Genomic DNA, 13,774 nt, shown 5'->3' on the forward strand with positions numbered 1-13,774 from the left:
GGGCGACATGCAGGCACACATTCTCGGAACCGCGCTCTTCGTTGCCCCTCTGCCTTTTATCAACGGAGATATATGAAGCTGCTCGAATCAATGCAGCGTAGAAACCGGGAAAGACGACTCTCACCATGATGTGCTCCTGCCACTGGACCGAAGATGAGAGTCAAGATATACGGTGCGAACACTTTACGAGTTACCAGTTGCTTACCCCGCTTTACTCACACGCCTGCGGTTCCTGATCAGACCAAGTTCAAGGCCTCAAACCACGTGATCAATCATTGCACGCTGGTCCAGCACGTCATTTCACACGAAAAGGATCCGAAAGATAGCAACGCCGTTGGGCGGCTCGACTTTACAAGCAGAGTACACGCCCATAGCGAGTATCTGAAAGTCGCAATGGGAATACCATCAGTTGATCATGGAGCCGGGGACGACACCGGGCGGTTTTACTGTTAACGCCTTGCAAAGCTCTTCCACACTCTCCGTCGGCAACGAGTAGGCCATCCAACCCGCTCCATGGTGCCGCAGGAGAAGGACGGGTCCCAGTAGCGGCGAATATTCGACATACCAGCATGGGTCCATCTCGAGAGGATAGTTTGATGATTTGACGGGTTCCCGAGGCTGCGGGGGATCAAGACGGCCACGCAAGGCAATTAATTGCTGAATCAGCTCGTCCACTGCGGATGTTTGCAGCAGACAAGATCTATCTGCAATGGTGAAACGGAGCACCGGTACATCAGCATAGTCGAAAAGGTCCAATGTCATCGATTCGTACACGGTATTTCCCTTATTCAATAAATCTACTCTATATTGCAAAGGCTATTCGACCTGGCACACAACGCATGCAGATGCAATTCGTCACAACGAAAAGCGACGTTGGGCATGCCACACACAGGCAGTCTAGTTCATGGGCTGAATGAATCTAATTCGAGTTCGTTTCTTTGCGTTACGCAATGGGCCCTGCCTAAGCAGAAATGAGCGGCGATATGACACCCGCGACGCCCCTGCAACTGTAAGCGGATGGGGTGCAATAGCTGCTCTGCGTGCCGAGCGTTGCCGCCCTGCGTTGGCGCCGCAAAACTGGCCTCAGCGCAGCGCTCGACGCGTCCCTCAGGCATTCCCCGCTGACAGGTTCGCTCATGTCACTGGTGCTGGCCGAGTCCCTGCGCGCGCGTATCGTGGCGGCCGCGAAACCGGCGCTCAAATGGGAAAGCTTCGCGCTCACTGCATGGGAAACTTTAGCCATCCTTCACACGCCTCCACACAATTTCCTTAATTTCACCATCATTGCTGCGCCCTTCCTCCCTATCATCGACTCATCATCGAGGCATCGGCTCCGCGGCGCGCGCGACGTCCGGGCACTCTCGATGCAAGCGCCGCAAACAGCGCGTCCGTCGATTTCAGTTGAGGGGAAACAGGTTCATGACTATCAGTCTTCTTGTCGTTGAGCCGGACCAGACGGTCCGGGATCAATTGCGCGCTCAGCTTCAAATGAGCCAGATCGCGATGTCGGTGCTGTATAGCGCGGCGCAATTGATGAACCGCCTGGAGCTCGAATGCCCGTCGGCGATTCTCATACGCGCCGAAGCACCGATGCAGGGCGAACGCGACGCGCTGCGGCGCTTGCGACAAGCCGGCTACGAGATGCCGGTTTTTGTGCTGAGCAAATCAGACGAAGTGGTCGATAAAATCGTTCTGTTCGAACTGGGCGCAGACGATTACATCGTCGACCCGGTCGACCTTCATGAACTGACCGCCCGGATCAGGCGTGCCGTGCAACGCGCCAACCGAACGCTGTGCGACGCCCCCGAGATGCGCGAGAAAATATCGTTCGGCGACTACGAAATAGACTTCGCGACACGGCGTCTGATCAGGAACGGCGCTGAAATCGCGCTGCGCTCCAGCGAGTTCGCGTTGCTCAAGCTTTTCGCGCGCAACCCGATGCGCCTGCTGACGCGCCCGATGGTCAATAGTCAGCTGGGGAGATCCGAGAGCCAGAACAACAGCCTCGACGTTGCGGTCTGCCGCCTGCGTACTGTGATCGAGGACAACCCGTCGAGCCCGAAGTTTATCCAGACATTGCGCGGACGCGGCTTCATGTTCGTGCCGTCGCCGAAGCAGAACGAAGAACGGCCGGTAATCGTCCGCGACCGCGACAGCCGGGGTTGTGCCGCGTCTGCACTCCATCTCCTGCAAACAGCTGGCCTCGCATGAAATCGAAAACGCGGCTGCGCTCACGCACGCCGTAGACGCACCCGTTGCTGAGGCAAATCCGGATCGTCCGTCAACGTGTGACGCTGGCCGTTGCGATGCGTGCGCACCCGCTGCCGGATCTCGGCTTCGGTCGCGTCGCCCCGCACGGCCATGCACGAGTACTCGTCGTTCGCGTTGATCCACTCGACAATCCGGCACCACTCGCCCCACAACGCCGCGATCGGCGCCGAAATGCGGCAGCCACGCACCTTCATCACGTTCTTGCCGGCATCCGCCGGCGCGTTGACGCCTTTCGCGGGCTTTCTGCCAATTGCCGTGTCGGCGGCCGTCTTCCGGCCGGACTGGAAATCGCGTGAAGCGGCGCCGCTCACGTTTGACGAGACTTGCATGGAAGGTCCCCACTAGTGAATGAAGTGCCGTTTGCCGCCTTTTTGCGGAGTTCATATCAGGGCCACACGATCGTACATATCAATCGCGCAGCCACGACGAAGAAAGAATGGAGAAGTTGTGGAGATTTCCCGGCACATGTAATGCCACACGCCAATCATCTAGAATTCACCCATGCAAAGCGCCCCTCTTCACACCCAACCTGTCGGTCGGCTATACACGTCGTTGTCGCGCGCACGGCACGGCCCGATGAAGATGCGCTTCGGCATCACCGGGAAAATGTTTCTTGCAGTCTTGATCGCCTGCCTCGTCATTTCACTGACGATGGGCTACGCGGTACGCGTGAGCTTCGAGAACGGCTTTTTGCACTATGTTCGCGAGCGCGATGCAGGGCGCATGAAGGCCGTGATGGCAAAAGTGACGAATGAATATGCCACGCACGGCAACTGGAATTTCCTGCATGATCATCCGGATGCATGGCGCGCGCTGCTGGACGCGGCGATCCATGAAGCTTTACGCGAGGAAATCGACGCCGCGCAAATCGGCAAGAGGCCGAGCTGGCAGACGTTTCCCGGCAGCGGCAGCGTGCAGCAACTGCTCGGGCCGCTGACTGGCCCATCGGAAGGTCCGCACTGGGGCATGCGGTTGCCGCCAGCGCCGCCGGCGGACTCCGCCATCATGAGGGAGCGCGACCGCCCTCGCGCGAGCGATAGTGACAGCGCCTATGCGAGATCGCCGCTTCCGCGGCCGTACGACGGCATGAGCGGCAGTCTTCCGCCCGGCGGTCCGCCGGTCGCGCTGTTCGACTCCAATCACGAACTGGTGGCGAGCAGCGCACGCGAGCCCGCGCCGGACAGCGCCATGAAGCCCGTCGTCTATAACGGCAAGATAGTCGGCTGGCTCGCCATCAACGGACCGGACACCCTTTCGGATGCCGCAGACATTGCCTTCCAGGCGCAGCAAATGCGCGCCACGTGGCAGATCGCGGGCGTTGCCGTCGTGCTCGCGGCGATCGTCGCGCTAATGCTCGCCCGCATCGTTCTTGCGCCGGTCAAGCGCCTGATGAACGCGACCCATAGCCTTGCCGGCGGCGACTACAGCGCGCGGGTTCCGGCCGGCCGGCGCGATGAACTGGGCCGGCTCGCGTCGGACTTCAACTTATTGGCGGATTCGCTGCAACAAGCCGAACGCTCGCGACGCAACCTGATCGCGGACATTTCGCACGAGCTGCGCACGCCGCTTGCCGTGCTGCGCGGCGAGCTCGAAGCGATTGAAGACGGCGTGCATGAATTCGATCGCGACTCGCTCAAGTCCCTGCAAACCGAAGTCAATATGCTCAACAAGCTCATTCAGGACCTGTACGAGCTTTCCCTGAGCGACGTTGGCGCGCTCAGCTATTACAAGACGCCCACGCACGTTGCGGAGCTTGCCCGCGCATCGCTCGATGCCATGCGCGAATCGTTCAAGGCAAAACAGATCGCGGTCGAATTCAGCTGTATGCAGGCCATCGCCGACGAGACGTTCGCGGTCGATTCCGGGCGCTTCGTCCAGTTGCTGAAGAACCTGCTGCAAAACTCGCTGCGTTATACCGACCCCGGCGGCCATGTGCGCGTATCGCTTTCAGAGAGCGGCCAGGGCTGGCAACTCGAAGTGCAGGACTCGCTGCCCGGCGTGCCGGAGGCCGCGCTCGCGCATCTGTTCGATCGCTTTTACCGCGTGGACGAATCGCGCAGCCGTCAGAGCGGCGGCGCGGGTCTCGGCCTGTCACTGTGCCGCGCTATCGCGACGGCCCATGGCGGTACGATCGCCGCCAAGCCTTCGCCGCTCGGCGGCGTCTGGATCACCGCGCGCTTTCCGCCGGAAGGATGCTGATGTGATGACCGAAGCGCACAGTTCAAACATCCTGATCGTTGAGGACGAACCTAAGCTCGCCGCCGTACTCGAAGACTATCTGCATCTGGACGGCTTCACGACTACGATCATCGCCGACGGACAGGCCGTGATGCCGTTCATTCGCGCGACGCCACCGTCGCTGATGCTGCTCGACCTCATGCTGCCGGGGCGCAACGGCATGGATATCTGCCGCGAGCTACGGCAATTTTCGGCGCTGCCCGTAATCATCCTGACCGCGCGCATCGACGAAATCGACCGGCTGCTGGGGCTCGAAATCGGCGCCGACGATTATGTCTGCAAGCCGTTCAGCCCCCGCGAAGTGGTGGCCCGCGTGAAGGCGATCCTGCGGCGCGCGGCGCCCGCGGTTGCTTCCCGGACCGGCGCGCAGCAAGTACCGCACGGGCTCGATGTCGACGAGCAGTTTCATCATGCACTGCTCGACGGCAAGGAACTCAAGCTCACGCCGCTCGAATTGCGTCTGCTGGTGTTGCTTATGAGATCGCCCGGACGCATCTTTCCCCGCTACTACCTGCTGAACAATCTGTACGAAGACCACCGCGTGGTCACCGACCGCACGGTCGACAGCCATATCAAGAACCTGCGCCGCAAACTGCAGACCGTGCGACCTGAGAGCGAGCCAATCGTCTCGGTGTACGGCGTCGGATACCGGCTGGAAATCTGAAGGGAGGCCCAACCAGCGCTCATCGCAACTCCAGTTCCACGTTCGTAGAGCGAAGCAAAGTCGTCACCGTTGGTGAAGTAAAGTTGTTAACTCCCGGCCCGACGTAACGATGGTCGCGGCCGGTGCGCGATGACGAGCGAAAATCCGACCCAAAGGGGGATTGCGCACTGGTGTTTCGTATGCGAACAGACATGGTCCGCCAGCGCGGCTAGACATCGCGCTCCTTACCGCCGAGGCAGAAGCTACCCGCCAGGCGATTATGGAAATGCCGCGCGATGGCAATTCCATGTTCTTTGCGTCACATTCACGCGATGGACGTCGCCATCGAAGGCGCTGAGTGGGATGACGTGCTCCATCATGCAAATGCTCTCGAAGCATTCATGCAGCCAGAACCTTTGCCATGGGCCTGTCTTCTCGTTCGACGCGCGCGCCTGATTACCCTCGCAGCGAATGGTGCCGATGTCGCCGCCACGCGAACTGGGCTTCTGCGCCTGAGGCGGGATGTGCTTGCCGCCGGACTGGCTCGGCGCTTCAGGCAATCGATGCGGCGCTGGAGCGAATAAGCGATAGCCCGGCAAACGGGCGGATCGCGGGGTGAGCCTGCTTTGCCCCATGCGGTTGATGCCGCCCGGCGAACAACGGCACTGCCTGACGGTCACGGACAGTCATAGCTCGCTAGCGCCCCGGATCACCGCCGGGACGCGGGGGACCTAAGGTTTAACGAACTTGAGCGTCATGCGGTCCGATTCTCCTATTGCAGCATAGCGTGACCGATCGACATCGCCGCCTTCGTAAGTTGGCGGCAGCGACCACACGCCGTGCGGATGGTCCGTGGTATCTCTCGGGTTCGCATTGATCTCGCTGCTCGCAACGAGCCTGAAGCCGGCAGCTTGCGCGTGCTCAATGACGAACGTCTCGGTCACGTAGCCGGAATCGATCATTTGTTGCACGCTCGTCCCCGGCCGCGCGCGATGCTCCTCGACGCCAAGTTCACCGCCATGCTTCAGCGCGCCGTAGAACGCCTGCAAGTTGGCATCGATTTGTCCGTCCTTGATCCAGTTGTGGATATTCCGGAACGTCAAGACGCGGTCGAACCGGTCATGGGCGTCGAAGCCCATGAATTGTCCTGCGTGCAACGTACCCACTACGACCTTTCCATAAATCGTTGGCGCGCCCGCAAGCTTGTGCCGGTAGGCGGCATCGGTTTGATTGTCCTCCGCAGCGAGATCGGCGGACGTGCTGAGATATTGAGCCTCGTAGAGTTGACCCGCGTCGTGCAGGTAGGGCGCAAGAATGTCGGTGTACCATCCGCCGCCCGGCGCGATCTCCAGCACCGTTTGCGTGGGATCGAGGTCGAAAAACTGCAGCGTTTCGCTCGGATGGCGATAGACATCGCGCGCGCGCGCTTTATCACTGCGTTGCGGTCCGGCGATGGCGTTATCGAGTGACGTAACGCGGGCCTTCTGCGGTTGCGAATCACGCGATGAATTCTGAGGCTCCCCCGAAGAAGAAGCGCATCCGGTCAGTGCGAGCGCCAAGCAAGCGGCGACAAGCGTAATGGTGTGCGCCCGGTCTGGTCGAGTTTTCATGGAATGAATGTCGATTCGAGATAGGGAACACGATACGCGCTTCTTGAGAAATCTGCCCGACGCCAAGTTGGCCACCCGTGCTGGCGCGCCAATCGAAGGAAGGTCGATGCGCGGCCCATATCCAAGCGTTCCCCGGGCAATCGGGCTAACGGGCACCCACGCCGGACTTCGGCCAGAGCCGACGTCTGGACAGGCCGTTCATTACGTCAGCAATTCGTCGGATCGCTGACGATGACGGCAACAAGCATCGCGACGGCAGCTTTCTGCATTAACGAACTCACTCTCCCGCCCCTGAAATGGCAACTCATTGCCCATAGTGGACAAGTCAACCCCGATGGGCAAATGGCCGGCTCCGGCCGAACTATACTGGTAGATTATCCCGCAGATCTCTTAGCGAACCAGCCATTCGGGTGTCGGCTTCGTAGGATGGGCGAGCGGCAACCACTGGCCGGCCGAAAAGCTGTCGCTGGCGCAGGGCGAATGATTTCGACCGGCGGCTTACGGCGAGGGAGCTAGGCGCGTACAGTCGACCGAATACCACGAATGCGAACTGTACCTGGCCGTCAAGAACATGGGCCACATGCACAAAGACGAAGTTACCGCAAACCAACGGCATCGTCGGGCGCCTGCACAAGACCATGCTCAACGAGTTCTATCGAGCGGCGGTTCGCAAGAAGATCTACGCATCGGTCGACGCGCTGCAGACCGACCTTAGCGCGTGGCTTGACCAGTACAACCACGAGCGCGACCATCAGGGTCGATGGTGTTACGGCAAGACGCCCACGCCGGCTGAGCTTTCCTAAAGATATCGAATGCTATTTGCCTGTGCAACATTGCACCAATGGCGTGCTGGAACGCGAAATGGTGCGCAGCCGGTGCATCCGCAGATCGTTCACATTGCTCCTTTTGCTCTGCGTGAAATGTGAGTGATCCCTCTTCCATTTGTGGGTCCGCAAGGATCGAAGAACCGGCACGCATTGTGTGGCGCAAACTGGCATAGCCGTTGCTTAATAAGCCACGCTGGCTTCGCCGTACGCGACGAGCATCAAACAGCACTCCCGTTGTCCGAGACAAAGGCGTCTTGGATGACACCGGCCAAAAAGGTCCGACATCAGCGCGTCTGATGCCGGACCTTTTTCGTTTTGCGATCCCATTATTGTCGGAGTTGGAAGCAATGAAAAGACATACATTTTCAGCAGTCGGTTCGGACTCTGCTACCAGTGTTGTGCCCCGGCTTGGGCGGGTGCTGCTCGCCACGCTCAGCGCTTTCGGGTTCGTTCACTCCGCTGCCGCGGCGTCGCTGCAACCCATCGAGTTTTCCGAGGCGGTACATAACCTCGGTTACATCGACCTCTACGTTGCACAGCACGCGAAGCTGTTCGAGAAGCACGGACTGACCATACACCTGACCGCAGCCGGTGGGGACACGCAGGCTTTCGCCGCGGTGCTCGGCAAGACCGCGCAGTTTGCCGTCGGCGATCCGACCATGGTGGAGATGTCTCGCGAGCGCGGCGGACCGGGCATGGTCGTCGGGACGCTGGTGCAGCGTGCACATTACTTTGGCGTATCAAAGACTGTGGCGCGCATCACCGATCCCAAAGCTTTCAAGGGGTTGACCTTAGTCACGTCGCCTGATCCGAATACTGAGTACAGCGTCACGAAGAAACTGCTGCAGGACAATGGCCTGAAAGTCGGCACGGACGCGAAGATCGTCGAAGTAACCCCAGGCACGGAAATCGGCGCCATGCTCGCGGGTCGCGCCGACATCGCGTTTGCGCAGCAGCCCATGGTGGCGGCTGCGATGGCGCAAGGGGCGAAAGTGGTATTTGACTTCTCGAGCTATATGGGTCCGTTCTGCAATACGGGGATCATGGTGCTGCCCGAATATGCCATGGCGCATCCCGAGGTCGTGCAGTCGCTCGTGGACGCACTGGAAGAAGCCGCGCGTCTTACGTATGCCAAGCCCGACTATGCGAAAGAGGTTGCCCGTGCGGAGTTCCCGGACCTGCCGCCCGACGTGGTGAATAAGGCAATCGACATGGAGTTGCAGTACAAGATCCCGGCGCAAACGCTGCCGGTCGACCGGCAGCAGTGGGACAAGCTGATATCAATGCAGAAGTACCTAGGCAACGTACAAGGGACGCTGGCCTATAGCGACGTGATCGACAACACCTTTTCTAACAAGGCCGCCAAGACCGCTGCGGCGGGCGCGGGCGTAACGGTGGCGGTGTCCAAATGAATGTAGCGGGCGCAGGAGTGCCTGCGGCGCAGGCGGGGGCGACCGCCCACCCGCACGCCCCGCTGGTTGCGCGCGGGGTCGGCAAATCGTATGGCGAAGATGAAGGCGAGTTGAATCAGGTCATCGGTGACATTTCCTTCAGCCTGCGCGCTGGGGAAATTGTCAGCCTGGTGGGCCCGTCCGGTTGCGGCAAGACCACGCTGCTGAACCTGATGAGCGGTCTTACGCAGCCGACGCGCGGCGCGGTGCTGTGGCACGGTCAGGCGCTGGACGACGTCCCCAAGGGCATCGGCTACATGTTGCAGAAGGACATGCTGATGCCGTGGCGCAATGTGTTGGCCAACGTCACACTTGGCCTCGAACTGACCGGGATGTCGCGCGCGCATCGCGAGAAAAAGGCGCATGCGATGCTCGGTAAGGTCGGACTTGCTCCTTACTACAACTACTACCCCTCGGCTTTATCGGGCGGCATGCGTGCGCGCGTTGCACTTGCGCGCACGCTGGTGACCGACCCCGAAGTGATGCTGCTCGACGAGCCGTTCGCCGCGCTCGATTTCCAGACGAAACTGGTGCTGGAAAGCGACATGGCCCGGCTGGTCCGGGGTCAGGGTCGCTCGGTTCTGCTGATCACACACGACGTCGAGGAGGCGGTCTCGTTGTCGGACCGTGTGATCGTCCTCACCCACCGTCCGTCCCGCATCAAGGCGATCCACGAGGTCCACCTGGATTGCGACCGCAACGACATGATGGCCGCCCGCGACGCTGCGGGCTTCACCGCCCACGTACGCGAGATCTGGTCTCAGCTCGACGTGCGTATGGGCGAACGTTGAAAAGGAACCCGCGTGCAAGAAACCCGCTCTCCGTCGCCACCGTATGCCCCGGCGTCCCTCAAATGGCGCAGGCTAATTCGCCGCTGCCGCGGCAAGCTCGTCGTGGCTGCCTGCCAACTCGCGCTACTGGCCGCACTGCTCGCCCTGTGGCAAGTTGCGACGTCGAGTCAGGCGCTGGCCTTCCTGTTCGGTTCGCCCAGCCAGATCTGGGGTTACCTGGTAAAGATGCAGCAGGACGGCAGTCTCGTACACGACGCCGGCGTGACTGGCATGGAAACGCTGCTCGGATTTCTGTTCGGCAATGTCATCGGCACCGTGCTCGGCTTGTCGCTATGGTATTCACGCTTCGTCTCGAAGGTCATGCAGCCGTTCATCGTTGCGCTGGGCTCGATTCCGATCGTCGCACTCGCGCCCATCGTGATCATCTGGTTCGGTACCGGGCTCGGGTCGAAACTCGCCATGTCGACGTTATCCGTCGTGGTGGTGGCGCTGGTCACCGCGTACAAGGGGGCGACCAGCGTCGATGACGATCAGATCAATCAGATGCGCACGCTCGGCGCGACCAAGCGGCAGACTTTCCGCAAGCTGGTGATCCCCGCCTCGCTGCGCGACATCTTCGCGGGCTTCAAGCTCACCGTCGGCTTTGCATTGATTGGTGCCATTGTGGGCGAATTCATGTCGTCAGACGATGGGCTCGGCCATGCGATCTTCAAGGCCGGTAGCCTCTACATCATTCCCAAAGTATTCGCCGGCGTGGTGGTGACCATCGCGCTCGCGCTCTTCCTGTCGTTTCTCGTCGGTCGGCTAGAGCGCTTCCTCATGCCCTGGCACAAGTTCGATTGATTTAAGCCATCCGCCGCGACGTTGCCGGCCGGTGGCATTTAGCAACCCCTGAAGGAGTAGGCAGCATCCTATGAGCACACTATCCACACCTCACCAGATCATCCGTAAGGATGACCTGAAGTACGCACTGACGGCTACCGATGGTTTCATTGCCGAAGTCTCGCCGGGCGAGACCTTCGAGGTCGAAACCGAATTGAACATCGGCGGCCACCTGATTACGCAGCTCGACGAAAAGCTGGACGAGTCGAAAGTGAAGCTCCCGTTCGTCAATCCGGCAACCGGGCCTGTGCGCCTGCGCGGCGCGAAGCCTGGCGACATGGTCGTGATCGACGTCCTCGAAGTTGGGGTGCACGGCCTCGGTTATACCGCGCTGTGGCCGGGCATCGGGATTTTTCCGGATTGGGTCCGTAAGAAGGAATTCGGCATCCAGAATCGCAACGTCGTTGTCGAAAATGGCATCGTTCACTGGAGCGACTCGCTCAAGCTGGAAGCCAAGCCGATGATCGGCGTGATCGGCGTGGCGCCGGTGGCGGGCGGCACGCTCACCGTCGACAACGGTACCCACGGTGGCAACCTGGACATCCAGGAAGTCACGAACGGCAATCGCATCATGTTTCCGGTGTTCCATGAAGGCGCGTACCTGTATTTCGGCGACGTGCATGCATTGCAGGGCGACGCCGAGTGTAACGGCATGGGGGCAATCGAGATTCGCGGCCACCTGAAGCTCAAGGTCGATCTCGTCCGCGCGCCGAGCCGCATGACCTGGCCGCGCATCGAGACGCCGACGCACATCTGTACCGTCGGCTGCGCTCGGCCGCTCGACGACGCGCTGCGTATCGCGTTCGAGGAAATGGTCTATTGGCTGGAAGAGGGCTACGGCATTCCCGGTGCCGAAGCCTACATGCTGCTCGGCCAGATCGCGGAAGCGCGCTGTACCCAGATGGTGAATCCGAAATACACGTATATCTGCAAGGTCGACAAAAAGTACTTGCCCAAGCGTTGAGGGAACGGCATCGGGCCGCGGATTCTGTGCGAGGCTGACCGGGACCGTCACAAGGCATCGAGACCGGACTGCCCGGTCACGATGCTGGAACCGGTCGGCGCGGGCACGGTGAACATTCCGTGGCCGACGACGCTGTCGGTAATCGCGCAAATCATTTATTGATTTCGAAGAAAGAGGAAAGAAAGGCGATGCCGATTTATCCCTATCGTTGTGAAACCTGTGGCACGTTCTCCGTCATGCGTCCTGTCGCTGAACGCGACGCGACCTGTGCTTGCCCAACATGTAGCGCTAACGCACAGCGCATGCTGGCCATGCCTGCGCTGGCATTGATGTCGTCGTCCGGGAGTGCCGAACGCCGAGTCAACGAACGTGCGGTGCACACGCATCAGCATGGCTCGGGGTGCGGCTGCGGGTCGCGCGCACAGTCAAGCACCGAATCGCCGGTAAGCTGAATGGAGTCGCCGCGCGTGCCTTCGAGCGCCCGGCCCAAAACACGACGCTGACCACCGTCCGGAGCGGCGGGCAGCGGAGTGACGCGATGGACTTTAACCATTTATCTCCGACCGGATCCTCAACCCACAAAGACTAGGCGAACCTATTGAGCCATTTGAACCTCCAGTTGGCGCAGGCACTGCTCGTTCGCGCCGTCGATAAAGTGCGCCAGCAGTTTGGCAAGCCGGTGTGCATTTCCGTGTGTGATAGCCACGGCTTCCTCGTTGGATTTTTCCGGATGGACGATGCTCCCGTGCGCAGCATCCAGTTAGCGCACCAGAAGGCTTACACGTCTACCCGTCTGGGTGTGACAACGGACGCATTCCATGCGCGGCTGCGCCGCGAGGAAATTCCCATCAGCTATTTCTGCGATCCATTGTTGACTGCGTTGCCCGGCGGTGCGGTGCTAAGCGACGCGCAGGGCACCGTGATAGGGGCGATCGGTATCAGTGGCCTCACGCCGGCCGAAGATCAGGCCGTCGCCGACGAACTTGCCCGTTTCGGGACTCCATGCAGCTTGCAGGGCCACGCGCCATGAGGTGTGCGCGGGTAATCTTTTTGCAGTGTTGTATCGTGCCTCAACAAGAGAGCAATCAATGAAACGGTTTAACGTTTATGTGACACGCATGATCTCGCAAGAGACAATTGACGATCTGCGGCAGTTTCACGACGTCGAGGTCAATCCGCATGATCGGGCACTCACGCGCGATGAACTGCTGAAAGCAGTGCAGGGTCGGGACGCCGTGATCACCCTACTGACCGACACAATTGACGGCGAAGTGCTCGATGCGGCCGGCCCGCAATGCAAGATCTTCGCGAACTACGCGGTTGGCTTCAACAACTTCGACCTGCAGGCGGCGACCCAACGCGGCATGATCATGACCAATACGCCGGGTGTGCTTGACGATGCCACGGCAACCCATGCATGGGCGCTATTGCTTGCGACAGCACGGCGCATCTCTGAGTCCGAACGCTTCGTGCGTGCGGATAAGTGGCAAGGATGGGCGCCGATGGCATTTATCGGCCAGGACGTCGACAACAAAACTCTGGGTGTCGCAGGCATGGGTCGGATCGGATCGAAATTTGCGCGCAAGGCGGCCGCCTTCGACATGAAGGTGATCTACGCCGACGCACAGCGCAATCCCGAAATCGAACGTCAGGTCGGCGCAACATTCGTCGACAAGGAAACGCTCCTGTGCGAGTCCGATTATCTGTCGTTGCACCTGCCGCTCCTGCCGGAAACGCAGCATTACATCGGCGCGGCTGAGCTTGCGAAGATGAAGCGCACAGCCATCCTGATCAATGCAGCCCGCGGTCCGCTGGTCGATGAAAAGGCACTGGTTGCCGCGCTGCGCGACCAGGTAATTTGGGGGGCCGGCCTCGACGTGTTCGAGCGCGAACCCGAACTCGAGCCAGGATTGAGCAGCCTGGATAACGTGCTTGTCGTACCGCACATCGCTTCCGCGACGATCGAGACGCGCCTTGCGATGGGTAAGATCGCGACGGAAAACGTCATCAGCGTTCTGAAAGGCGAGAAGCCGCAGACCTGTCTCAACCCCGAAGTATTGCGCTCCGCGGCGTAATAGCTTGTCGCCACTGTGAACG

14 protein-coding genes and 1 pseudogene are annotated in these 13,774 nt (G+C 60.3%); 12 read left to right on the forward strand and 3 right to left on the reverse strand.

Features of this window, described 5'->3' with window-relative positions:
- Window positions 1-405 precede the first annotated feature (405 nt).
- Window positions 406-792 (reverse strand): hypothetical protein, encoded by a 387-nt coding sequence (locus RW095_RS06005; protein WP_317015114.1) that lies wholly within the window; start codon window positions 790-792, stop codon window positions 406-408.
- A gap of 344 nt (window positions 793-1,136) precedes the next feature.
- Between RW095_RS06005 and RW095_RS06010 the strand changes: the two genes are divergently transcribed.
- Both RW095_RS06010 and RW095_RS06015 read left to right on the forward strand, forming a co-directional pair.
- The gene (locus RW095_RS06010) at window positions 1,137-1,445 is read left to right on the forward strand and encodes a hypothetical protein (protein WP_317015116.1); all 309 of its coding nucleotides are present in this window, start codon (window positions 1,137-1,139) and stop codon (window positions 1,443-1,445) included.
- Window positions 1,420-2,211, forward strand: coding sequence for a response regulator transcription factor (locus tag RW095_RS06015; RefSeq protein WP_317015117.1), 792 nt, complete (start codon window positions 1,420-1,422; stop codon window positions 2,209-2,211). Before RW095_RS06010 ends, RW095_RS06015 begins: the two co-directional genes overlap by 26 nt.
- 20 nt (window positions 2,212-2,231) lie before the next feature.
- Here RW095_RS06015 and RW095_RS06020 read toward each other — a convergent pair whose 3' ends face one another.
- Window positions 2,232-2,600, reverse strand: a complete 369-nt coding sequence (locus tag RW095_RS06020) for a DUF2866 domain-containing protein (RefSeq protein ID WP_317015119.1) — start codon at window positions 2,598-2,600, stop codon at window positions 2,232-2,234.
- A 247-nt stretch (window positions 2,601-2,847) separates the two neighbouring features.
- On the opposite strand from RW095_RS06020, the gene RW095_RS06025 reads away from it, so the two are divergent.
- Together RW095_RS06025 and RW095_RS06030 are read left to right on the forward strand one after the other, a co-directional pair.
- Window positions 2,848-4,470 (forward strand): ATP-binding protein, encoded by a 1,623-nt coding sequence (locus tag RW095_RS06025; RefSeq protein ID WP_317015121.1) that lies wholly within the window; start codon window positions 2,848-2,850, stop codon window positions 4,468-4,470.
- Window positions 4,471-4,474: 4 nt separating this feature from the next.
- Window positions 4,475-5,173, forward strand: a complete 699-nt coding sequence (locus RW095_RS06030; RefSeq protein WP_317015122.1) for a response regulator — start codon at window positions 4,475-4,477, stop codon at window positions 5,171-5,173.
- Window positions 5,174-5,883: 710 nt separating this feature from the next.
- Here the strand turns inward: RW095_RS06030 and RW095_RS06035 are convergent.
- On the reverse strand, window positions 5,884-6,762 hold the full coding sequence (locus RW095_RS06035; RefSeq protein WP_317015124.1) for a class I SAM-dependent methyltransferase: 879 nt from the start codon (window positions 6,760-6,762) through the stop codon (window positions 5,884-5,886).
- Between the two features lie 526 nt (window positions 6,763-7,288).
- Between RW095_RS06035 and RW095_RS06040 the strand changes: the two are divergent.
- The 8 genes and pseudogenes from RW095_RS06040 to RW095_RS06070 form a co-directional block, all read left to right on the forward strand.
- Window positions 7,289-7,565, forward strand: a pseudogene (locus tag RW095_RS06040) (integrase core domain-containing protein); the annotation flags it as partial.
- Between the two features lie 278 nt (window positions 7,566-7,843).
- Entirely contained in the window at window positions 7,844-9,001 is a 1,158-nt protein-coding gene (locus RW095_RS06045; protein ID WP_317015125.1) for an ABC transporter substrate-binding protein, read from the forward strand.
- A complete protein-coding gene (locus RW095_RS06050) occupies window positions 8,998-9,831 on the forward strand; it encodes an ABC transporter ATP-binding protein (RefSeq protein ID WP_317015127.1) in 834 nt (277 codons plus the stop codon). The genes RW095_RS06045 and RW095_RS06050 overlap by 4 nt, the downstream gene beginning before the upstream one ends.
- Before the next feature lie 12 nt (window positions 9,832-9,843).
- Entirely contained in the window at window positions 9,844-10,674 is an 831-nt protein-coding gene (locus RW095_RS06055) for an ABC transporter permease (protein ID WP_317015128.1), read from the forward strand.
- Between the two features lie 70 nt (window positions 10,675-10,744).
- On the forward strand, window positions 10,745-11,677 hold the full coding sequence (locus RW095_RS06060) for an acetamidase/formamidase family protein (protein WP_317015130.1): 933 nt from the start codon (window positions 10,745-10,747) through the stop codon (window positions 11,675-11,677).
- A gap of 188 nt (window positions 11,678-11,865) precedes the next feature.
- Window positions 11,866-12,129 (forward strand): FmdB family zinc ribbon protein, encoded by a 264-nt coding sequence (locus RW095_RS41315; RefSeq protein WP_394365079.1) that lies wholly within the window; start codon window positions 11,866-11,868, stop codon window positions 12,127-12,129.
- A 146-nt stretch (window positions 12,130-12,275) separates the two neighbouring features.
- Complete coding sequence (locus tag RW095_RS06065; RefSeq protein WP_317015131.1) at window positions 12,276-12,707, forward strand: GlcG/HbpS family heme-binding protein; 432 nt, start codon at window positions 12,276-12,278, stop codon at window positions 12,705-12,707.
- A 58-nt stretch (window positions 12,708-12,765) separates the two neighbouring features.
- Complete coding sequence (locus tag RW095_RS06070; RefSeq protein ID WP_317015133.1) at window positions 12,766-13,752, forward strand: 2-hydroxyacid dehydrogenase; 987 nt, start codon at window positions 12,766-12,768, stop codon at window positions 13,750-13,752.
- Window positions 13,753-13,774: the final 22 nt, after the last annotated feature.

Source organism: Paraburkholderia kirstenboschensis, from assembly GCF_032806925.1.
In the GTDB taxonomy this organism is placed as follows: Bacteria; Pseudomonadota; Gammaproteobacteria; order Burkholderiales; family Burkholderiaceae; genus Paraburkholderia; species Paraburkholderia kirstenboschensis.